This is a genomic window from Enterobacter sp. HSTU-ASh6 (assembly GCF_026319105.1).
GTDB classification, from domain to species: Bacteria; Pseudomonadota; Gammaproteobacteria; order Enterobacterales; family Enterobacteriaceae; genus Enterobacter; species Enterobacter sichuanensis.
In genome coordinates, this window is the sequence record NZ_WSPD01000031.1 from 12359 (window position 1) to 33459 (window position 21101).

Annotated in this window: 21 protein-coding genes; 8 read left to right on the forward strand and 13 right to left on the reverse strand. The window is 48.3% G+C overall.

Translation table 11 applies throughout. The features are described 5' to 3' along the window. Window positions 1–5 precede the first annotated feature (5 nt). From hisD to hisIE, 7 genes are read left to right on the forward strand one after another with little or no spacing between them, the layout of a single operon-like run. Complete coding sequence (gene hisD / locus GM298_RS22175) at window positions 6–1310, forward strand: histidinol dehydrogenase (protein WP_025759308.1); 1305 nt, start codon at window positions 6–8, stop codon at window positions 1308–1310. Continuing rightward, on the forward strand, window positions 1307–2368 hold the full coding sequence (gene hisC / locus GM298_RS22180; protein WP_025759309.1) for a histidinol-phosphate transaminase: 1062 nt from the start codon (window positions 1307–1309) through the stop codon (window positions 2366–2368). Before hisD ends, hisC begins: the two co-directional genes overlap by 4 nt. Then, complete coding sequence (gene hisB / locus GM298_RS22185) at window positions 2365–3432, forward strand: bifunctional histidinol-phosphatase/imidazoleglycerol-phosphate dehydratase HisB (protein WP_058683304.1); 1068 nt, start codon at window positions 2365–2367, stop codon at window positions 3430–3432. Before hisC ends, hisB begins: the two co-directional genes overlap by 4 nt. After that, window positions 3432–4022, forward strand: a complete 591-nt coding sequence (hisH, locus tag GM298_RS22190) for an imidazole glycerol phosphate synthase subunit HisH (protein ID WP_266155319.1) — start codon at window positions 3432–3434, stop codon at window positions 4020–4022. Before hisB ends, hisH begins: the two co-directional genes overlap by 1 nt. Then, window positions 4022–4759 (forward strand): 1-(5-phosphoribosyl)-5-[(5-phosphoribosylamino)methylideneamino]imidazole-4-carboxamide isomerase, encoded by a 738-nt coding sequence (gene hisA / locus GM298_RS22195; RefSeq protein ID WP_252086628.1) that lies wholly within the window; start codon window positions 4022–4024, stop codon window positions 4757–4759. Before hisH ends, hisA begins: the two co-directional genes overlap by 1 nt. Continuing rightward, window positions 4741–5517: an imidazole glycerol phosphate synthase subunit HisF gene (gene hisF / locus GM298_RS22200; RefSeq protein WP_023330862.1), complete on the forward strand. Its 777-nt coding sequence runs from the start codon at window positions 4741–4743 to the stop codon at window positions 5515–5517. The genes hisA and hisF overlap by 19 nt, the downstream gene beginning before the upstream one ends. Next, window positions 5511–6122, forward strand: coding sequence for a bifunctional phosphoribosyl-AMP cyclohydrolase/phosphoribosyl-ATP diphosphatase HisIE (hisIE, locus tag GM298_RS22205; RefSeq protein ID WP_045286287.1), 612 nt, complete (start codon window positions 5511–5513; stop codon window positions 6120–6122). The genes hisF and hisIE overlap by 7 nt, the downstream gene beginning before the upstream one ends. Window positions 6123–6163: 41 nt before the next feature. On the opposite strand, the gene wzzB is transcribed toward hisIE, so the two are convergent. Then, a complete protein-coding gene (wzzB, locus tag GM298_RS22210) occupies window positions 6164–7144 on the reverse strand; it encodes an LPS O-antigen chain length determinant protein WzzB (protein ID WP_266155320.1) in 981 nt (326 codons plus the stop codon). Between the two features lie 193 nt (window positions 7145–7337). On the opposite strand from wzzB, the gene GM298_RS22215 reads away from it, so the two are divergent. Next, window positions 7338–8342, forward strand: a complete 1005-nt coding sequence (locus GM298_RS22215; protein WP_095450356.1) for an NAD-dependent epimerase — start codon at window positions 7338–7340, stop codon at window positions 8340–8342. Window positions 8343–8393: 51 nt separating this feature from the next. On the opposite strand, the gene ugd is transcribed toward GM298_RS22215, so the two are convergent. From ugd to GM298_RS22275, 12 genes are all read right to left on the reverse strand, one after another. Continuing rightward, complete coding sequence (gene ugd, locus GM298_RS22220) at window positions 8394–9560, reverse strand: UDP-glucose 6-dehydrogenase (protein WP_266155321.1); 1167 nt, start codon at window positions 9558–9560, stop codon at window positions 8394–8396. Window positions 9561–9789: 229 nt separating this feature from the next. Continuing rightward, window positions 9790–10671 (reverse strand): glucose-1-phosphate thymidylyltransferase RfbA, encoded by an 882-nt coding sequence (rfbA, locus tag GM298_RS22225; RefSeq protein WP_266155322.1) that lies wholly within the window; start codon window positions 10669–10671, stop codon window positions 9790–9792. Then, the gene (gene rfbB / locus GM298_RS22230) at window positions 10671–11756 is read right to left on the reverse strand and encodes a dTDP-glucose 4,6-dehydratase (RefSeq protein ID WP_126801339.1); all 1086 of its coding nucleotides are present in this window, start codon (window positions 11754–11756) and stop codon (window positions 10671–10673) included. The genes rfbA and rfbB overlap by 1 nt, the downstream gene beginning before the upstream one ends. Window positions 11757–11850: 94 nt before the next feature. Further along, window positions 11851–13257 (reverse strand): NADP-dependent phosphogluconate dehydrogenase, encoded by a 1407-nt coding sequence (gene gndA / locus GM298_RS22235; protein WP_025759323.1) that lies wholly within the window; start codon window positions 13255–13257, stop codon window positions 11851–11853. Between the two features lie 195 nt (window positions 13258–13452). Continuing rightward, the gene (locus tag GM298_RS22240) at window positions 13453–14868 is read right to left on the reverse strand and encodes a phosphomannomutase (protein WP_266155324.1); all 1416 of its coding nucleotides are present in this window, start codon (window positions 14866–14868) and stop codon (window positions 13453–13455) included. 4 nt (window positions 14869–14872) lie between these two features. After that, entirely contained in the window at window positions 14873–15619 is a 747-nt protein-coding gene (locus GM298_RS22245) for a glycosyltransferase family 2 protein (protein WP_266155325.1), read from the reverse strand. Beyond that, entirely contained in the window at window positions 15619–17025 is a 1407-nt protein-coding gene (locus GM298_RS22250; RefSeq protein WP_266155326.1) for a mannose-1-phosphate guanylyltransferase/mannose-6-phosphate isomerase, read from the reverse strand. Before GM298_RS22250 ends, GM298_RS22245 begins: the two co-directional genes overlap by 1 nt. 5 nt (window positions 17026–17030) lie before the next feature. After that, the gene (locus GM298_RS22255) at window positions 17031–17492 is read right to left on the reverse strand and encodes a GDP-mannose mannosyl hydrolase (RefSeq protein ID WP_266155327.1); all 462 of its coding nucleotides are present in this window, start codon (window positions 17490–17492) and stop codon (window positions 17031–17033) included. A 2-nt stretch (window positions 17493–17494) separates the two neighbouring features. Next, window positions 17495–18460, reverse strand: coding sequence for a GDP-L-fucose synthase (fcl, locus tag GM298_RS22260; RefSeq protein WP_266155328.1), 966 nt, complete (start codon window positions 18458–18460; stop codon window positions 17495–17497). Between the two features lie 3 nt (window positions 18461–18463). Beyond that, window positions 18464–19588: a GDP-mannose 4,6-dehydratase gene (gene gmd, locus GM298_RS22265; RefSeq protein WP_266155329.1), complete on the reverse strand. Its 1125-nt coding sequence runs from the start codon at window positions 19586–19588 to the stop codon at window positions 18464–18466. Then, window positions 19581–20852, reverse strand: coding sequence for a glycosyltransferase (locus GM298_RS22270; protein ID WP_266155330.1), 1272 nt, complete (start codon window positions 20850–20852; stop codon window positions 19581–19583). The genes gmd and GM298_RS22270 overlap by 8 nt, the downstream gene beginning before the upstream one ends. A 1-nt stretch (window position 20853) precedes the next feature. Then, on the reverse strand, window positions 20854–21101 hold a 248-nt coding region (locus GM298_RS22275; RefSeq protein ID WP_266155331.1), incomplete at its 5' end, for a CDP-glycerol glycerophosphotransferase family protein.

Consider the following 21101-nt stretch of genomic DNA (forward strand, 5'->3'; position numbering starts at 1 on the left):
TTGCCATGAGCTTTAACACAATCATCGACTGGAATACCTGTAGCGACGCGCAACAGCGCGAGCTGCTGATGCGCCCGGCGATTTCCGCTTCCGAGAGCATCTCACGCACCGTGGCGGAGATCCTGGATAACGTCAAAGCCCGTGGCGATGACGCGCTGCGTGAATACAGCGCAAAATTTGATAAGACGGACGTCGGCGCATTGAGGGTGACCGAGCAGGAAATCCTGGATGCCAGCAATCGTCTGGGGGATGACATCAAGCAGGCGATGGCCGTCGCGGTGAAAAACATCGATACCTTCCACACCGCGCAGAAGCTGCAGACCGTGGATGTCGAAACCCTGCCCGGCGTGCGTTGTCAGCAGGTAACCCGTCCGGTCGCGTCTGTGGGGCTCTATATTCCCGGCGGTTCGGCTCCCCTGTTCTCCACCGTCCTGATGCTGGCCACCCCGGCGCGCATCGCCGGTTGCCAGAAAGTGGTGCTCTGCTCCCCACCGCCCATTGCCGATGAAATTCTCTACGCGGCAAAACTGTGCGGTGTGCAGGCGGTCTATAAAGTGGGCGGCGCACAGGCGATTTCTGCCCTGGCGTTTGGCACCGAATCCATTCCGAAGGTCGACAAAATTTTTGGCCCGGGTAATGCCTTCGTGACCGAAGCCAAGCGCCAGGTCAGCCAGCGTCTGGACGGCGCGGCCATTGACATGCCTGCCGGCCCGTCTGAAGTGCTGGTGATTGCCGACAGCGGCGCAACGCCAGATTTCGTGGCGTCTGACCTGCTTTCCCAGGCGGAACACGGCCCGGACTCGCAGGTGATCCTCCTGACTCCGGATGCCGATATGGCCACGCGCGTTGGCGAAGCCGTCGAGCGCCAGCTTGCCGACCTGCCCCGCGCCGACACGGCACGCCAGGCGTTAGCGGCCAGCCGCCTGATTGTGGCGCGCGATCTGGCGCAGTGCATTGCCATCTCCAACCAGTACGGCCCGGAGCACCTGATTATTCAGACCCGTAACGCGCGCGAGCTGGTCGACAGCATCACCAGCGCAGGCTCGGTGTTCCTCGGCGACTGGTCTCCGGAATCCGCTGGCGATTACGCCTCCGGCACCAACCACGTTCTGCCGACGTATGGCTATACCTCAACCTGTTCCAGCCTGGGCCTGGCGGATTTCCAGAAACGCATGACCGTGCAGGAACTCTCCCGCGAAGGGTTTGCCTCACTGGCATCCACCATTGAGACGCTGGCCGCCGCCGAGCGCCTGACCGCTCACAAAAATGCCGTTACGCTGCGCGTTGCAGCCCTGAAGGAGCAAGCATGAACATTGAAGAATTAGCCCGCGAAAATGTCCGTCGCCTGACGCCTTACCAGTCTGCACGCCGTCTGGGGGGCAAAGGAGATGTCTGGCTGAACGCCAACGAATTCCCGACCGCGGTGCAGTTTGAGCTGTCGCAGCAGACGCTGAACCGTTATCCGGAGTGTCAGCCGAAAGCGGTGATTGAGAACTACGCGCAGTACGCAGGGGTGAAGCCAGAGCAGGTGCTGGTCAGCCGCGGAGCCGACGAGGGTATTGAACTGCTGATCCGCGCGTTCTGCGAGCCGGGCAAAGATGCCGTGATGTACTGCCAGCCGACCTACGGCATGTACAGCGTCAGCGCAGAAACCTTCGGCGTGGCGTGCCGTAACGTGCTCTCTCTGGAGAACTGGCAGCTGGATCTGCAGGGGATTGCCGACAATCTCGACGGCGTAAAAGTGGTGTTTGTCTGCAGCCCAAACAACCCGACCGGGCAGATTATTAACCCGCAGGATATCCGTACCCTGCTGGAGATGACGCGCGGTAAAGCCCTGGTGGTGGCCGACGAAGCCTACATTGAGTTCTGTCCGCAGGCGACGCTGGCAGGCTGGCTGGAAGAGTATCCACACCTGGTGGTACTGCGTACGCTGTCGAAAGCCTTTGCCCTCGCGGGTCTGCGCTGCGGATTTACCCTGGCGAATAAAGAAGTCATCGACCTGCTGCTGAAAGTGATTGCCCCGTACCCGCTCTCCACGCCGGTTGCCGACATTGCGGCCCAGGCGCTGACCCCGCAGGGGATCAACGCGATGCGCGAACGTGTGGCGCAGATCCTTGAGGAGCGTCAGTATCTGGTGACCGCCCTGAAAGAGATTCCTTGCGTGGAGCAGGTCTTCGACTCGGAAACCAACTACATCCTGGTGCGCTTCACCGCTTCCAGCGCCGTATTTAAATCTTTATGGGATCAGGGCATTATCTTACGAGACCAGAATAAACAACCTTCCCTGAGCGGTTGCCTGCGCATTACCGTAGGCACTCGCGCAGAGAGCCAGCGCGTGATTGACGCCCTGAAAGCGGAGAAAGTATGACCCAGAAGATCCTTTTTATCGATCGCGACGGCACCCTTATTTCGGAGCCACCAGCCGATTTTCAGGTCGATCGTTTCGACAAGCTGGCTTTTGAACCCGACGTGATCCCGGTGCTGCTGAAGCTGCAAAAAGCAGGCTTTAAGCTGGTGATGATCACCAACCAGGACGGTCTGGGTACCGACAGCTTCCCGCAGGCGGATTTTGACGGCCCGCATAATCTGATGATGCAGGTGCTCACCTCTCAGGGCGTGGTCTTTGATGAGGTGCTGATTTGCCCGCACATGCCAGCCGATGAGTGCGACTGCCGTAAGCCAAAAGTGAAGCTGGTAGAACGCTATCTGGCGGAAGATGTGCTGGATAAAACCAACAGCTATGTCATCGGCGATCGCATCACCGATATCACGCTGGCGGAAAACATGGGCATCGCGGGGCTGCGTTATGACCGCAACAACCTTAACTGGGCGATGATTGGCGAGCAGCTGACCAAACGTGACCGCTTTTCCCACGTTGAGCGCAACACCAAAGAGACGCAGATTGACGTGAAGGTCTGGCTGGACCGTGAAGGCGGCAGCAAGATCCACACCGGCGTCGGTTTCTTCGACCACATGCTGGACCAGATTGCCACCCACGGCGGTTTCCGCATGGAGATCACGGTCAAAGGCGACCTGTACATTGACGATCACCACACCGTGGAAGATACCGGCCTGGCGCTGGGTGAAGCGCTGAAGCTGGCGCTCGGCGATAAGCGCGGTATTAACCGTTTTGGCTTCGTTCTGCCGATGGACGAATGCCTGGCGCGCTGCGCCATGGATATCTCCGGACGTCCGCACCTGGAATATAAAGCAGACTTCAACTACCAGCGCGTGGGCGATCTGAGCACCGAAATGGTGGAGCACTTCTTCCGCTCACTGTCCTACACCATGGGCCTGACGCTGCACCTGAAGACCAAGGGCAAGAACGACCACCACCGCGTAGAGAGTCTCTTCAAGGCCTTCGGCCGTACCCTTCGCCAGGCGATCCGCGTGGAAGGTGACGCCCTGCCTTCATCGAAAGGAGTGCTGTAATGAATGTGGTGATTCTGGATACCGGATGCGCCAACCTGAACTCCGTAAAGTCGGCCATCACCCGCCACGGCTACGAGCCGGTGGTCAGCCGTGACCCGGACGTGGTGCTGCGCGCCGATAAATTATTCCTGCCGGGGGTTGGCACCGCGCAGGCGGCGATGGACCAGATCCACGCGCGCGAGCTGGTCGATCTGATCAAAGCCTGTACCCAGCCGGTGCTGGGGATTTGCTTAGGCATGCAGCTTCTGGGACGTCGCAGCGAAGAGAGTAACGGCGTTGACCTGCTGGGCATTATCGACGAAGACGTGCCGAGAATGACCGACCACGGCCTGCCTCTGCCGCACATGGGCTGGAACCGCGTCTACGCCAAAGCGGGCGACCGCCTGTTCCGCGGCATTGAAGACGGGGCATATTTCTACTTCGTGCACAGCTACGCCATGCCGGTGAACGCGAATACGATCGCCCAGTGCAACTACGGCGAGGCGTTCACTGCGGCCGTGCAGAAAGACAATTTCTTCGGCGTACAGTTTCACCCGGAGCGCTCTGGCGCAGCGGGCGCGCAGCTGCTGAAAAACTTCCTGGAGATGTGATGATTATTCCCGCTTTAGATTTAATTGACGGCACGGTTGTCCGTCTCCATCAGGGTGATTATGGCCAGCAGCGCGACTACGGGAACGACCCGCTGCCGCGCCTGCAGGAGTATGCCGCGCAGGGTGCGCAGGTCCTGCATCTTGTGGATTTGACCGGCGCGAAAGATCCGGCGAAACGCCAGATCCCCCTGCTGAAAAATCTGGTTGCCGGTGTTGATGTGCCCGTCCAGGTTGGCGGCGGCGTGCGTACGGAAGACGACGTCGCAGCACTGCTGGAGGCAGGCGTGGCGCGTGTGGTGGTCGGTTCTACCGCGGTGAAAGAGCCTGAGACCGTAAAAGGCTGGTTCCGTCGTTTTGGTGCCGACGCGCTGGTACTGGCGCTGGACGTGCGCATTGATGAACAGGGTAATAAACAGGTGGCGGTCAGCGGCTGGCAGGAAAACTCCGGCATAACGCTGGAAGCGCTGGTCGAGATGTATCTTCCCGTTGGCCTGAAGCACGTTCTGTGCACGGATATCTCCCGCGACGGCACGCTGGCCGGCTCCAACGTTTCGTTATACGAAGAAGTCTGCGCCCGTTATCCGCAGGTGGCGTTCCAGTCATCTGGCGGCATCGGTGACTTAGCCGATATCGCCGCGCTGCGCGGGACTGGTGTGAAGGGCGTGATAGTGGGCCGGGCCCTGCTGGAAGGAAAATTTACTGTGACGGAGGCGATTCAATGCTGGCAAAACGGATAATCCCTTGCCTGGACGTACGTGACGGCCAGGTGGTAAAAGGCGTGCAGTTCCGCAACCACGAGATCATCGGCGATATCGTCCCGCTGGCAAAACGCTATGCCGATGAAGGCGCAGATGAGCTGGTATTTTACGATATCACCGCCTCCAGCGATGGCCGCGTGGTGGACAAAAGCTGGGTCGCGCGCGTGGCAGAAGTGATTGACATCCCCTTCTGCGTGGCGGGCGGGATTAAGTCTGCTGACGACGCCGCCAAAATTCTCTCGTTTGGTGCCGACAAGATCTCCATCAACTCCCCTGCCCTGGCCGACCCGGAGCTGATTACCCGTCTCGCCGATCGCTTTGGCGTGCAGTGTATTGTCGTGGGAATCGACACCTGGTATGACGCCGCTACGGGTAAATATCACGTCAACCAGTATACCGGCGATGAGAGCCGGACACGTGTGACGCAGTGGGAGACGCTCGACTGGGTGCAGGAAGTGCAGAAGCGCGGCGCGGGCGAAATCGTGTTGAACATGATGAACCAGGACGGCGTGCGTAACGGGTATGACCTTGAGCAACTGAAAAAAGTCCGTGCGGTCTGCCACGTACCGCTGATTGCCTCCGGCGGCGCGGGCACCATGGAGCACTTCCTGGAAGCCTTCCGCGACGCGAACGTGGATGGCGCGCTGGCCGCCTCCGTGTTCCACAAACAGATTATCAATATTGGTGAGTTAAAAACGTACCTGGCCGACCAGGGCGTGGAGATCAGGGTATGTTAACAGAGCAACAACAGGCACAGCTGGACTGGGAAAAAACCGACGGATTACTGCCGGTGGTTGTGCAGCATGCGGTTTCAGGCGAAGTGCTGATGCTGGGGTATATGAACCAGGACGCGCTGGCAAAAACACTCGACAGCGGCAAAGTGACCTTTTACTCCCGCACGAAACAGCGTCTGTGGACCAAGGGTGAAACCTCGGGCCATTTCCTGAATGTGGTCAACATTACGCCTGACTGCGATAACGACACCCTGCTGGTACTGGCCAATCCGATTGGCCCGACCTGCCATAAAGGCACCAGCAGTTGCTTCGGTGAGGCAAGCCACCAGTGGTTGTTCCTGTATCAACTGGAACAGTTACTGGCTGAGCGTAAAACAGCGGATCCTGAGAGCTCCTATACCGCGAAGCTGTACGCCAGCGGCACCAAGCGTATTGCGCAGAAGGTGGGTGAGGAAGGCGTTGAAACCGCGCTGGCCGCCACGGTACATGACCGCGAGGAGTTGACCAATGAAGCGTCGGATTTGATGTATCACCTGCTGGTACTGCTGCAGGATCAGGAGCTGGATTTAACGGCGGTGATAGAAAACCTTCGTAAGCGGCATAGATAAAAAAACCGGGGAAATTCCCCGGTTTTTTTATCTGCGGTGAATCAGGCTTTAGGTTTGTAGTTTCGCAGCGCGTTGCGGCCCAGGACCACACCAGAACCGATAATCCCACCGAGCAAGACGGCAAGAATCAGGGTGATAGCCTTTTTCGGGCTGTCACGATAGACAGGGAGGTCCGGCTTCATGACATAACGATAGACGTGAATAGTGTCCGGATTCACCTTCAGTTTCTCGATATCCAGTAAGTTTTGTTTCGTCTGATAGTAAGCCGCGGAGAAAACCAGCGGGCGAGACGCTTCGTTATCAATCATCGACTTCAGCGCTTCGCTTCCCAGTAAGAACATGGTTTCCTGAGTCACGTCCTGAGTTTGCTGGATCTGCGGAGTGGTAATTTTCGCCGCTTCAGCATTCTTGAGGGCTTCCGTGATCTGCTTGATTCGCAGATCTTTCTGCTCCTGAGCCACCTTCTCCTGGTTTTCCAGAGAGTCATTTAGCGTAGCGATCTGCTGCTTGATGTTATCTTTGAGGTCAAGCGCGAGTTCCTTCGCCGTTTGCTCGTCGACCTGCTGAATATACTGTGCCAGCTGCTTTTGCGCCGCGTCTGCAGATTCCCCCTGGTAGGAGACACTTAACGGCAGAGGTTGACCCTTAACGGTAGTATCGATGGTCAGCTTCTCAGGTATTTCCTGGTTTTCGAGCGCCTGGGCTAAAGCAGAAAATGAGGAATTGAAACGGTTAATGGCGCGGTTTTGGATATCGAGCATCGAAGGCGCTGCGCCGCCGTAAAGGATATTCAGTGCATTGGCGTAAGTGGCAATCTGCGCCGCATCCGGCTGAGCAATGATCGCGGAAGAGGTCCATTTCTCTTTTGCGACAGTGATATAAATACCCGCCAGGACGATAAAAACAGCAACAAAAGCGCCAATTACCCACTTTCCACGCCACAGCTGTAGCACTAAATCAAGTAAATCAATTTGCTCCGGGCCATTACTGCTATTAACCGGAGTATTGTTGTTCTGCGTCATACAATCCCTAACAGATGAAAAAGGGCAAAAATAAACATGTTTACATAGTGTATCTGTTGCCAGCGATTTTTCTATCAGAATCCGATGAGTTATATCGGAAAGTTGAGTTATCTAAGTCGCAGCCGACGCGCTATCATATAGCAATTCTGATGCCTCAGACATCGACGAGATAGAAAAGTTAACGAGGGAAGCTATGAAATTTTTGGTTACGGGCGCGGCAGGGTTTATCGGTTCTCATGTCAGCAAACGCTTACTGGACGCCGGACACCAGGTCGTCGGGATTGATAATCTCAATGACTACTATGATGTGAACCTTAAGCTGGCACGTCTGGACTTGCTCAAATCCGCGAATTTCACCTTCCACAAGATGGAGTTAGCCGATCGTGAGGGGATGGCGGCGCTGTTTGCCAGCGAGAAGTTTGATCGCGTCATTCATCTGGCTGCACAGGCAGGGGTTCGCTACTCTCTTGAAAACCCACACGCCTATGCGGACGCCAACCTGGTGGGTCACCTCAACGTACTGGAAGGGTGTCGTCATAACAAGGTACAGCACCTGCTGTATGCTTCATCAAGCTCCGTTTATGGTCTGAACCGCAAGATGCCGTTCTCCACTGACGACTCCGTAGACCACCCGGTGTCACTGTATGCGGCGACCAAAAAAGCCAATGAGCTGATGTCGCATACCTATTCCCATCTGTATAACCTGCCGACCACTGGCCTGCGTTTCTTTACCGTATATGGCCCGTGGGGCCGTCCGGATATGGCGCTGTTTAAGTTCACCAAAGCGATGATTGAAGGCAAAAGCATCGATGTTTACAACTACGGTAAGATGAAGCGTGACTTTACTTACATTGACGACATCGCTGAAGCCATTATTCGTCTGCAGGATGTCATCCCTCAGGCCGATGCAGACTGGACCGTCGAGACAGGTTCCCCGGCAACCAGCTCCGCGCCTTATCGCGTTTACAACATTGGTAACAGCTCTCCGGTCGAGCTCATGGATTACATTACGGCGCTGGAAGAAGCACTCGGCAAAGAAGCAGAGAAAAACATGATGCCGATTCAACCGGGTGACGTGCTGGAAACCAGCGCGGATACGAAAGCGTTGTATGACGTTATTGGCTTTAAACCGCAGACCTCAGTCAAAGACGGTGTGAAAAACTTTGTCGACTGGTATCGCGCTTTCTACAAGGTCTGAAAATAAAAAACCCGGCCATGTTGCCGGGTTTTTTATGCGTGTTAGAAGCTATCAATCGCTTCCGAACAGATCGCGGGTATAGACTTTATCCGCCACGTCCGCCAGCTCTTCCGCCATGCGGTTAGAGATGATCACGTCCGCTTCCTGCTTGAATGCATTCAGATCGCGAATCACACGGGAGTGGAAGAACTCATCTTCCTGCATCGCTGGTTCATAAATAATAACCTGAACCCCTTTCGCCTTAATACGCTTCATGATGCCCTGAATGGAAGAGGCACGGAAGTTATCAGAACCGCTTTTCATGATCAGACGATATACGCCGACGACTTTAGGCTGACGCGCAAGGATAGAATCTGAAATGAAATCTTTACGCGTACGGTTAGCGTCAACGATCGCCGAAATCAGGTTGTTTGGTACAGCCTGATAGTTGGCCAGCAGCTGCTTCGTGTCTTTTGGCAGGCAATAACCACCATAGCCAAATGACGGGTTGTTATAGTGGTTACCAATGCGCGGATCCAGGCAGACGCCTTCAATAATCTGACGGCTGTTCAGGCCAAGGCTTTCTGCGTAGCTGTCCAGCTCGTTAAAGTAGGCAACGCGCATGGCAAGGTAGGTGTTGGCAAAGAGCTTAATCGCTTCGGCTTCGGTGGAGTCGGTGAACAGTACCGGAATATCCTTCTTAACGGCACCTTCCTGAAGCAGTGCGGCAAAACGCTCTGCGCGCGCTGAACGCTCGCCAATAACGATACGAGAAGGATGCAGGTTATCGTACAGCGCCCTTCCCTCACGCAGGAACTCTGGCGAGAAGAAGATATTATCAATACCGAACTTCTCTTTAATGGATTTAGTGAAACCTACCGGAATAGTCGATTTAATAACCATCACCGCTTTTGGATTAATCGCGATAACGTCTTTGATCACCGCTTCCACAGTAGAGGTGTTGAAGTAGTTGGTTTTCGGATCGTAGTCAGTGGGAGTAGCGATGATGACGTAATCCGCATCACGATAGGCGTCTTCTTTATCGGTGGTTGCACGGAAATTCAGTGGCTTGTTCGCCAGATACTCCTGGATCTCTTTATCGACAATCGGGGACTTCTTCTGGTTAAGCATGTCCACTTTGGCCTGCACGATATCCAGCGCAACCACTTCATGATTCTGCGCAATCAGGATACCGTTTGAAAGGCCAACATAGCCTGTTCCGGAAATGGTTATTTTCATTCGTTTGGCTTCTTCAGTATGAGTTTCTGATGACATTCAAACCGTCACCACAATGATTAACTGGTGGTTTTTTAGCGCTAACGCTATTTAACTGTCAAGGCTATCCCCTGGCGGATGAACGCACTTCACTCTGTATGGAGGCTGCCAGAACAGAGCTCAAAGCACCTTTTTTCCAGCAGCATTGCTGCTTTTTCACGATGCCGCAGACTTTACCACAAGCACGTTCAAATCAGACTAATCCCTTAGTCAGATTGAGAAGATATTGCCCATAGCCGGTCTTTTTCAAAGGCTCGGCAAGTGCACGGAGCTGTTCCGCATTGATAAAACCTCTGCGAAATGCAATCTCTTCAGGACAAGATACTTTCAGCCCCTGACGCTCTTCGATAGTTGCGATGAAATTACTTGCCTCAATCATGCTCTGGTGCGTCCCGGTATCCAGCCATGCATAACCGCGTCGCATCATTGCGACGGATAATCTTCCCTGCTGCATATAAAGACGATTGATATCGGTTATTTCCAGTTCGCCCCGCGCTGAAGGGCTTAAGCTCTTCGCCATCTCAATAACGTCGTTATCGTAAAAATAGAGGCCCGTTATGGCATAGTTACTTTTCGGCTGCTGAGGTTTTTCTTCAAGACCGATCGCAGTACCGTCGTTGTCGAATTCAACCACACCGTAACGCTCTGGATCGCTGACATGATAGGCAAATACGGTTGCCCCACTTTCCTGACTGGCGGCGTCCTCCAGCAATCGAGGAAGATCGTGACCATAGAAAATATTATCGCCTAAAACCAGCGCACAGTTATCCTCGCCGATAAATTCTTCACCAAGAATAAACGCCTGAGCTAAACCGTCCGGACTCGGCTGAATCTTATATTGCAGGTGTAACCCCCACTGGCTGCCATCACCCAGAAGTTGCTCAAAACGAGGGGTATCCTGCGGTGTACTAATGATAAGAATATCTTTGATACCAGCGAGCATCAGCGTTGAAAGCGGATAGTAGATCATCGGCTTGTCATAGATGGGCAACAACTGCTTACTCACTGCCATTGTGACCGGATAAAGACGAGTGCCCGAGCCACCCGCTAAGATAATACCTTTACGCTTCGCCATTACTTGCGCTCCCCATAATTCTGTTCAATCCAGCTCTTATAGGCGCCACTTTTAACATTCGAGACCCATTCCGAATTGTTTAAATACCACTCAACCGTTTTACGTATACCGCTTTCAAATGTTTCCCTGGGTGTCCAGCCCAGTTCACGGCTAATTTTATGCGCATCTATAGCGTAACGGCGGTCGTGGCCAGGCCGGTCTGCGACATAGGTTATCTGCTCGCGATATGATTTTTCCTTCGGAACGATTTCATCCAGCAAATCGCAAATAGTATGTACAACCTCAATATTTTTCTTCTCGTTGTGACCACCGATATTATACGTTTCGCCAGGTTTACCAGTTGTCAGAACGGTATAAAGCGCACGGGCATGATCTTCCACATATAACCAGTCGCGAATCTGATCGCCCTTCCCGTAAATCGGTAACGATTTGTTCTCAATGGCATTAAGAATAACCAGCGGGATTAATTTTTCCGGGAAGTGGAAAGGTCCATAGTTATTTGAGCAGTTAGTGACTATTGCTGGCAAGCCGTAAGTACGGATCCACGCCCGAACTAAATGATCGCTGGATGCTTTGGAGGCGGAGTAAGGGCTACTCGGTGCGTATGACGTGGTTTCTGTAAAAAGCGGTAATGGCGCAGAATCAGTTTGCTCATCAGGATGAGGTAAATCACCATACACTTCATCCGTTGAAATATGATGAAAACGGAAGGCTGCTTTTGCCGCGTTATCCAGTGAAGACCAGTAAGCGCGGCAGGTTTCCAGCAGGACGTAGGTACCGACAATATTGGTTTCAATAAACGCCGCCGGCCCGGTTATAGAACGATCGACATGGCTTTCCGCCGCCAGATGCATTACAGCATCCGGCTGATGAGCGGCAAAAATGCGCTCCATGGCAACTTTGTCACAGATATCAGCATGTTCAAATACGTAACGTGCGTTATCGCTGACTTCTCGCAAGGATTCCAGGTTACCGGCATAGGTCAATTTATCAACGTTAACTACGCTATCCCGAGTATTGCGAATAATGTGTCGGATAACCGCGGAGCCAATAAAACCGGCCCCACCAGTAACAAGAATTTTCACGCGATCTATTCCGTTAAAAAGTGAGTGGATTGGGCGGGATAAAAAAGCCCGGTATCGCTACCGGGCTTGATAGAATGGCAACAACTAATTCAGATTAATCCAGCCATTCGGTGTGGAACACACCTTCTTTATCAGTGCGTTTGTAGGTATGCGCACCGAAGTAGTCACGCTGAGCCTGAATCAGGTTGGCAGGCAGAACGGCAGCACGGTAGCTGTCGTAATAGGCCACTGCAGCAGAGAAGGTTGGAACCGGAATACCGTTCTGCACAGCGTAGGCAACCACGTCACGCAGCGCCTGCTGGTATTCGTCCGCAATTTTCTTGAAGTATGGTGCCAGCAGCAGGTTCGCGATACCTGCGTTTTCCGCATAAGCATCAGTGATTTTCTGCAGGAACTGTGCACGAATGATGCAGCCCGCACGGAAAATCTTCGCGATTTCGCCGTAGTTCAGATCCCAGTTGTTTTCGTCTGATGCCGCACGCAGCTGAGAGAAGCCCTGTGCGTAAGAAACGATTTTGCCCAGGTACAGTGCGCGACGCACTTTCTCAACGAACTCGGCTTTGTCGCCGGCTGGTTTGGCCTGCGGGCCAGACAGCACTTTGGATGCCGCCACACGCTGCTCTTTCAGAGAAGAGATGTAACGCGCGAATACGGATTCGGTGATCAGAGACAGCGGTTCCCCCAGATCCAGAGAGCTCTGGCTGGTCCATTTACCGGTACCTTTGTTTGCTGCTTCATCCAGAATCACATCAACCAGGTATTTACCTTCTTCATCTTTCTTGGTGAAGATATCTTTGGTGATGTCGATCAGGTAGCTGTTCAGCTCGCCTTTGTTCCACTCGCTGAAGGTCTCGGCAAGTTCTTCGTTGGAGAGGTTCAGGCCGCCTTTCAGCAGCGAATACGCTTCAGCGATCAGCTGCATGTCGCCGTATTCGATACCGTTGTGAACCATCTTCACGTAATGGCCTGCACCGTCTGCGCCGATATAGGTCACACACGGCTCGCCATCTTCCGCGACAGCGGCGATTTTAGTCAGGATAGGAGCGACCAGTTCGTACGCTTCTTTCTGGCCACCCGGCATGATGGATGGGCCTTTCAGCGCACCCTCTTCACCACCGGAAACACCGGTACCGATGAAGTTGAAGCCCTCGGCAGACAGTTCACGGTTACGACGGATGGTGTCCTGGAAGAAGGTGTTACCGCCATCAATAATGATGTCGCCTTTGTCCAGGTAAGGTTTCAGGGAGTCGATAGCAGCATCGGTACCTGCACCCGCTTTCACCATTAACAGGATACGACGAGGCGTTTCCAGGGACTCAACAAACTCTTTAACCGTATAGAAAGGAACCAGTTTCTTACCTGGGTTCTCAGCGATGACTTCTTCGGTCTTATCACGGGAGCGGTTGAAAACGGAGACGGTATAACCACGGCTTTCGATGTTGAGCGCCAGGTTGCGCCCCATCACTGCCATACCGACAACGCCGATCTGTTGCTTGGACATTACATACTCCTGTCAGGTGTGGTCACCGCGACTGTGCGCGGCTTGAAATGTGGCTTAGATGTTAACTCAGGTTGAACGCTGGTGTGTAGTACAAGATGCCATTAACTAAGTTGAACGTTTGCTTAAACATCAATCACAGACCCTAAGCACGTGTTATAACAGGTAATAGATGTAGGATCTGTTTTAAAGTCAGGGTTAATTAACTATTTTACTCAAGATAATTTCAACATATGTTTTAGCCTGTCGTTCATCAGTCGCTTCGGTGTAGCAACGCAGTTCAGGTGCATTTCCAGAGGGGCGAAGGTGGAAGATATCGCCATTATCAAGAGTAAAGCGGGCACCATCAGTTTGATCAATACCGACGCAATATCTTGGAGCTAAGCCAAGTTGACTTATAAATTTCTCTGGTGAGCTCACTGCTGAATTTATGATTTGTTGGCTCTTTTCAGAGGCAAAATTTTTAATGCGGTCAGACCAAGTGAAGCGTTGAGGAAGATTCTCAACCAGAGATGAAATATTTCTTTTGCCGGCGGCAATAAGAAGTGCTATGGCTGGGAGCACTGCATCCCGTGTAGGTAATTTTGAAAGCATCTTACCGTTCATGGTCAAATCGGTTGCAAGAAGATAACCGCCGTTGGCTTCAAAACCCGCAACGCTATGTTGAGACTTAACAAGGTCTTCAAACGCGGCGATAACGTAGGGGGACCCAATTTGGGTTCTCGCTATCTTCTTAAATCTATGTGTTAATTCGATAGCGGTGTTACAACTTACAGGTATCGCTAAAGCCTCAATATTGAGTTCAATCGATGTTAGTAAACCAAGAAGGTCACCACGTAACCAATTGCCTTTTTCATCTGCAACCAGTGGCCGATCACCGTCGCCATCCGTTGAAAAAATGGCGTCTAGCTGGTATTGCTCTGACCATCTTTGAGCTAGAAGTCGATCTTCTTCAGCCACAGCCTCTGTATCAATGGGTACAAATTCATCACTGCGTCCCAAAGCTATAACATCGGCGCCTAATATTTCAAACAACGATGCATACACGTCGCGCCCGGCACTTGAGTGTTCATAGATGCCAATTTTTTTTCCGTTCAATATACCCTTGCTGAAAAAATTAACGTAACGTTCAATATAAGCGTTTGAAGCTAGGGGAGTTGAGTGCAGTTCCGGAAGTAGTCCACATGATGAAAACTGATATTTGCTATTGACAATTGCTACCTCATCGTTCTTTGTTATTTCTCCATCAGGACGGTAAAATTTTAACCCATTCCGATCAAAAGGAATATGACTACCTGTAACCATTATACAAGGAATATTTTTCCGGATTGAGTAATAAGCTAATGCAGGGGTAGGTATTACACCGTGATATTCAACATTGAAACCCTGTTGCATAATTGCCAATGCACATGCCTGTGCAATTTCATAACTACTTGGGCGATTATCAATCGCGAGAGCGACAGTTTGAAAATTAAAACTTCCCTTTAAAACACTAATAAATGAATGAGTAAAAGCAGCACACACATCGGGTGTGAAATCTGTTACAAGACCACGAGCACCGCTTGTTCCAAAAACAATATTACTTTCTCCAATTACTTTATCCGCTGTCAGCATAATTTTACTTCTTAATAAATTGAGGGAGTTTTGAAAGATTTTTGTATGCAAGAGCCAAAGGCCATATTATTCCATTGGTTCGCATAATTCGTATATCTTCTAAAGATTTACTCATCATCGAAGATAAAGAACGGTTGCTAATACCGCCAACGCGCATTTTAACTAAAACTTTTGGCAAATATGCTATGCATATACGATTTTTTAAAATGTAGCGAAGCAGAGAATCATAATCTGCGGATATACGGTATTCGAGCGAAAAGTTACCTAATTCAACATAAAAAGATTTTTTCATGTAAAAAGAGGGGTGCGGAGGCATCCAACCTAATTGCATTTTGAAACGACTGAATGATCCGCTCTTCCACAATCTGACACGCTTTTGAATGTCATTTTGTGACACATATTCCAAATCACCATAAACGGCATCACAACCTTTTTGCTTAAAGGTATCGACAATATCTGCAATTACATCATCATATGCCAATAAATCATCCGAGTGTAAAAATCCAATTACATCACCTGTCGCTGCTAAAATTCCTTTATTAAGAGCATCATAGATACCATTATCTGGCTCACAGATAATTTTTGATACTCTGCTGCAATTTGCTTTTACAACAGTGAGTGTATTGTCTTTAGACGCTCCATCCATGATAATATATTCTATATCAGGATAAGATTGTTTTTCCAGCGATTTAAGTGTGTCGCGAATGGTTTTTTCACTGTTATACGTAGCTGTGATAATTGAGATTCGCATTAATAACCGACCCCAGAAGAAGATACTCGTATTACATCGTCCTCTTGAAGATAAACACCGGATCTTACCTCAATGATTTCTAATGGTATTTTACCAGGATTCTCAATAGCATGAGGCACACCAACTGGTATATAAGTTGATTCATTCTCTGATACTAAATAATTTTTATCTTCAAGATGTACTTTTGCCGTACCAGAAACAACGATCCAATGTTCAGTACGATGATAATGAATTTGTTTAGCCGTAATCTGACCAGGTAAAACGATGACATGCTTAACCTGATAACGGGAGCCTTCAGCAATGGTATCGTGACTCCCCCATGGGCGGAAAATTTCACGATGTTGCAAATATTCAGGGCGTTTCGCATTCTTAAGCTGAGCAACGATGTTTTTAACTTTCTGCACGTGGTCTTTGTTTGCAACAAGCACAGCATCCTTGGTTTCTACGATAACAAGATCTTTAATTCCTACTGCGCCAACGAGGCGGTGCTGGGAATAGATATAACTATCCGTGGCATCTTCTAATAAAACATCACCACGAGATGCATTGCCATGTAGATCCTTTTGACTAATATCCCAAAGTGCTGACCAAGACCCTACATCGCTCCACTGAGCATCCAGAGGTACGACTACAGCTTCTGAGGTTTTCTCCATGACAGCATAATCAATAGAATCTTCAGGACATTTATTGAAGGTATCACTATCTAGCCGTATAAAATCAAGATCTCCTTTTGCATTAACAAGCGACTGTTCACACGCAGAAAGAATATCAGGACGGAAGTTTTTAAGTTCATTCAAAAACACAGAAGCTTTAAACATGAACATTCCGCTATTCCATAAATACCCGCCATCCTGCAAATATTGTTGTGCTGTTTCTAACTCAGGCTTTTCAATAAAAGCAGAAACGTCGTATCCATTTTCATTTAATTTTTCTCCTGTTTTTATGTAGCCGTAGCCGGTTTCCGGTACCGATGGAACAATACCAAAAGTAACAAGCTTACCTCGTTCAGCAAAATTACTAGCATTTAATACAGCTTGGATAAATCGTTCTTCATCCTGAATTTCATGATCGGCTGCGAGAATAAGTAATATAGGATCTTCACCAGACTTTATCGCTTGTAATGCAGCCAAAGCTACCGCAGGTGCTGTGTTGCGTCCAACAGGCTCGAGCAATATTCCACTGTGCTTAAGTCCTTCTTTACGCATTTGTTCAGCTACAATGAAACGATGCGCTTCATTACAAATAATCAAGGCCGGGTAATGCTCAATATGCTGCAGTCGACGTAGAGTCTCCTGTAACATGGTCAAATCACTGTTCAATGAAAGGAATTGCTTAGGGTATAGTGTGCGAGAAAGAGGCCATAGTCTGGTCCCAGATCCCCCAGCCATGACGACAGGAAGTAACATATACATTACCTTGATAAGAAATAATTTTTCGTATATTGATGAACGGAAGGTTCGTTCAATAGAGTCTCAACACTGAACCATTTATAATTACTGTGTTGCACTTTAGGTAAATCTAAAGCTTTATCCTCTAGGGAAAAAGTGTATCCATGTACGACGTAATGCGTACTAAACTCAGAGCCTGAGAAATTATCATCATAGAAATGTTCGTAAACCCCCGAGAACTTCGCTTCATTGAGATTAACTTCGATTCCAAGCTCATCTTGTGTGATACGCTTAAAAGCTGCTTCGAAAGATTCATCCTTGAAGATACGCCCACCAGGTACAAACCAATAATTGAGAGCTGGTCGATTCAGGCGTTGACCTAACAACGCCTTACCTTCTTTATTTAAAATGATGAGGTCGACCGAGATTAGCGGTGTATTTGCAACAATGTTTTGAAATAACGACTTATCTAATCTCTTGATCATGATCAACCTCGGAAGGAGTCAATATTATCTTTGTACCATTTATATGTTAGCTCTAAGCCTTCATACAAACTATATTGATACTGCCAACCGAGTTTTTTGAGCCGACTCACATCCATAAGTTTTCGTGGAGTACCATCAGGTTTGCTATCATCGAAAACGATTTTACCTGAATAGCCTATAACCTCAGCCATAGTTTCAGCCATCTCTCGAATTGTACAATCAATGCCAGTGCCGACATTGATATGTGAAAGCATCGGTTGAGTATTTTCCTGATATATTGATGCTTCTAATTCCATTACGTGAACAGAAGCAGCCGCCATATCATCAACATAAAGAAACTCACGCATTGGCTTACCAGTACCCCAGACAACTACCTCAGGATCATCAGCTTCCTTTGCCTCGTGGAAACGGCGCATCAGTGCCGGGATAACATGCGAATTCTGTGGATGAAAGTTATCGTTTATACCGTAAAGGTTAGTAGGCATTACGCTACGATAGTCACGGCCATATTGACGATTATATGATTCACATAGTTTTATCCCAGCAATCTTCGCTATAGCATAGGGTTCATTAGTTGATTCAAGCCCCCCCGTCAATAGTGCCGACTCTTCCATCGGTTGTGGAGCATGTTTTGGATATATGCAACTTGAACCAAGGAATAGTAAATTCTGAATACCAGCAACATGGGCTGAGTGGATGATGTTGCTTTCAATCATTAAATTTTGATAGATAAACTCAGCTGGGTATGTGTTATTAGCATGAATCCCTCCAACCTTGGCTGCAGCAAGATAAACTTCATCAATTTTTTCTTTCGCAAAAAAATCCTGCACAGCTTGTTGTGAAGTTAAATCTAATTCTGAATGAGAACGAACAATAAGTTCAACTTGTTCTCGGGATGCCAAGATCCGGCAGATTGCTGAACCAACCATCCCACGATGCCCGGCAACATAAATGCGCTTTGGAGTCATAGATTAACGCTCCAAGGATACAGCCACATCATATCCATGGCTTTTAAGTAAGGAGTGCTGCTTAGCTTTAAGTAAATCACTTGCGACCATTTCTGCACACATTTCTTCAACTGTAATTTCAGGAGTCCAACCTAACACTTTCTTAGCTTTGGTTGGATCACCAAGGAGAGTTTCGACTTCAGCTGGGCGGAAGTACCGTGGATCAACACGAACGATAACGTCCCCAATATTAACACCAATGGCATCTTCTCTATACTTACTAACTACAGTAGCAATCTCGTCAATACCTTCACCGGAGAATTCAATTTCTAAACCTGCTTCTTTGGCTGACATACGAACAAATTCTCGAACAGAAATTTGCTTACCTGTAGCGATGACAAAATCTTCAGCTTTCTCTTGTTGCAACATCATCCATTGCATACGGACGTAATCTTTCGCATGTCCCCAATCACGAAGTGAATCCATATTACCAAGATAAAGACATTGCTCGATACCTTGAGATATATTTGCCATCGCACGAGTAATTTTACGAGTTACAAATGTCTCACCTCTACGTGGAGATTCATGGTTAAACAAAATTCCATTACATGCATACATACCATATGATTCTCGGTAGTTGACCGTTATCCAGTACGCATACATTTTAGCAACCGCATAAGGAGAACGTGGGTAGAAGGGTGTAGTTTCACGTTGAGGTATTTCTTGTACTAAACCATAGAGTTCTGATGTGGAAGCTTGGTAGAAGCGGGTTTTCTTTTCGAGACCGCAAATACGGATGGCCTCAAGCAAACGCAGTGTGCCCATAGCATCAACATCAGCAGTATATTCTGGAGACTCAAAAGAAACTGCGACGTGCGATTGTGCGCCAAGGTTATAAACTTCATCTGGTCTAATTTCTTGGATCAAACGAACCAAATTAGAAGTATCAGTTAAATCACCATAATGCAGGAAAAAGTTTGGATTATCATTATGACGATCCTGATAAATGTGATCTACACGTTCTGTATTGAAAGAGGAAGCCCGGCGTTTGATGCCATGCACCTCATAACCTTTTTCGAGAAGAAACTCAGCAAGATATGAACCGTCTTGGCCAGTAACACCAGTGATAAGAGCAATTTTGTTAGTCATTTATAGCACCTTTAGCATAATCTAATAATTTTAAATACTTCTTGAGAATAACTTCTTTTCCAAAGTTACTTATTACATATTGTCGGCCATATACGCCGAAGTTCATTCTTTCTTCATCACTCATACTCATCATGTGCTGAATGTTTTTTGTAAGCGAATCTACCGAAAATGGTTCTGCTAAGAGTCCACTCTTCTGATGTTGAATTATATCTTGTATACCAGAATAATTAAAAGCTATTACTGGTGTATGGCAAGCTAAACTTTCTGCAGCTACTTGCCCGAATGACTCCGCACGCGATGGAACTATCATTACATCAATTAAATTATACACCATTGCCATCTTTGCTGCATCAGAGATGAAGCCTAAGTTGATTACTTTGCAGCCGAAAGACTGTACGCGCTTATCTATTACATCCGAGCCAAATGTTAATAACACAATATGTTCTTTTTCAGAATTTGATTCAAACAATTGACTTAATGATTCACATAGTAAATCGAATCCTTTTAAAGGATTTGCACCTCCACTTACAGCGCCAAACCCAATAATAAAGGAATCTGGACTGACTCCGAGATGTTCAAAGCGATTTAAACGGAATGATTCTGAATAGTTATAAACATCTGTATCAATCATGTTTGGCAAGATGTGAATATCAGCATGTTTTAATAAATAACTTTGCTTTGCTCTATCATACATCCATTGAGATGGAACAGTTATTATAATTTTACCAAAGTCAATTTTGCGCTTGAGTTCATAGACAAATCTATTAATTAGACCGTCATTGTTTTTATAACCGTAAATATAGGATTTAGCATCAATATTTGCATAATGTTCCGTAGCACAATAAAACCACTCATCATGCAACGTTAACATTATTTTTTTGTAATTATTCTCAAAAAGACTTTTTATTTTAAAAAGTGATATAGTATCGTTATTAACCCAGTTAATATGAACAATTTCATCCTCATTTGAATCTAACTCTAACTGTCCTAATACATAATTAGAGCTAAAAAGATTTAAGGAGTATTTAACAATGCTTTTCGACCTATTAAAATAAGTAAAGAAACGACTTACAAGCATTTTAAAAAAGTGCCACAAAATAGAATACGTGGATGCTTTTTTAAAGACATTATTTTCTAATTTCCCAGAAACACTTATTAATGAAGGATGATATTGCGGTTCCTCAGCAATAAGATATAGAAAATTCCTTGCTGCTTTGGCCGCCCCACCTTTTTTTGCAGAGTAAGATATTATTTTTAATTTCATATTATTTTTCGAGGATTAAGCTCATAAGACGTTCACAATTCTTAGAATCTTTATATTTAAAAAAATCTAAAGCCATATTTGAAGGTTTACTTGCCAACTCTGAGTTATATTCTTGCAATAACGAAACGATACCATCCGATGACAAGCTATAGTTCGAAAAATTTAATGCCCTGACATCATAGTACAAACCTTGTTCCTTGATATAAGTTTCTATATCAAATATATAGAATAGCACTTTCCTGTTATTAT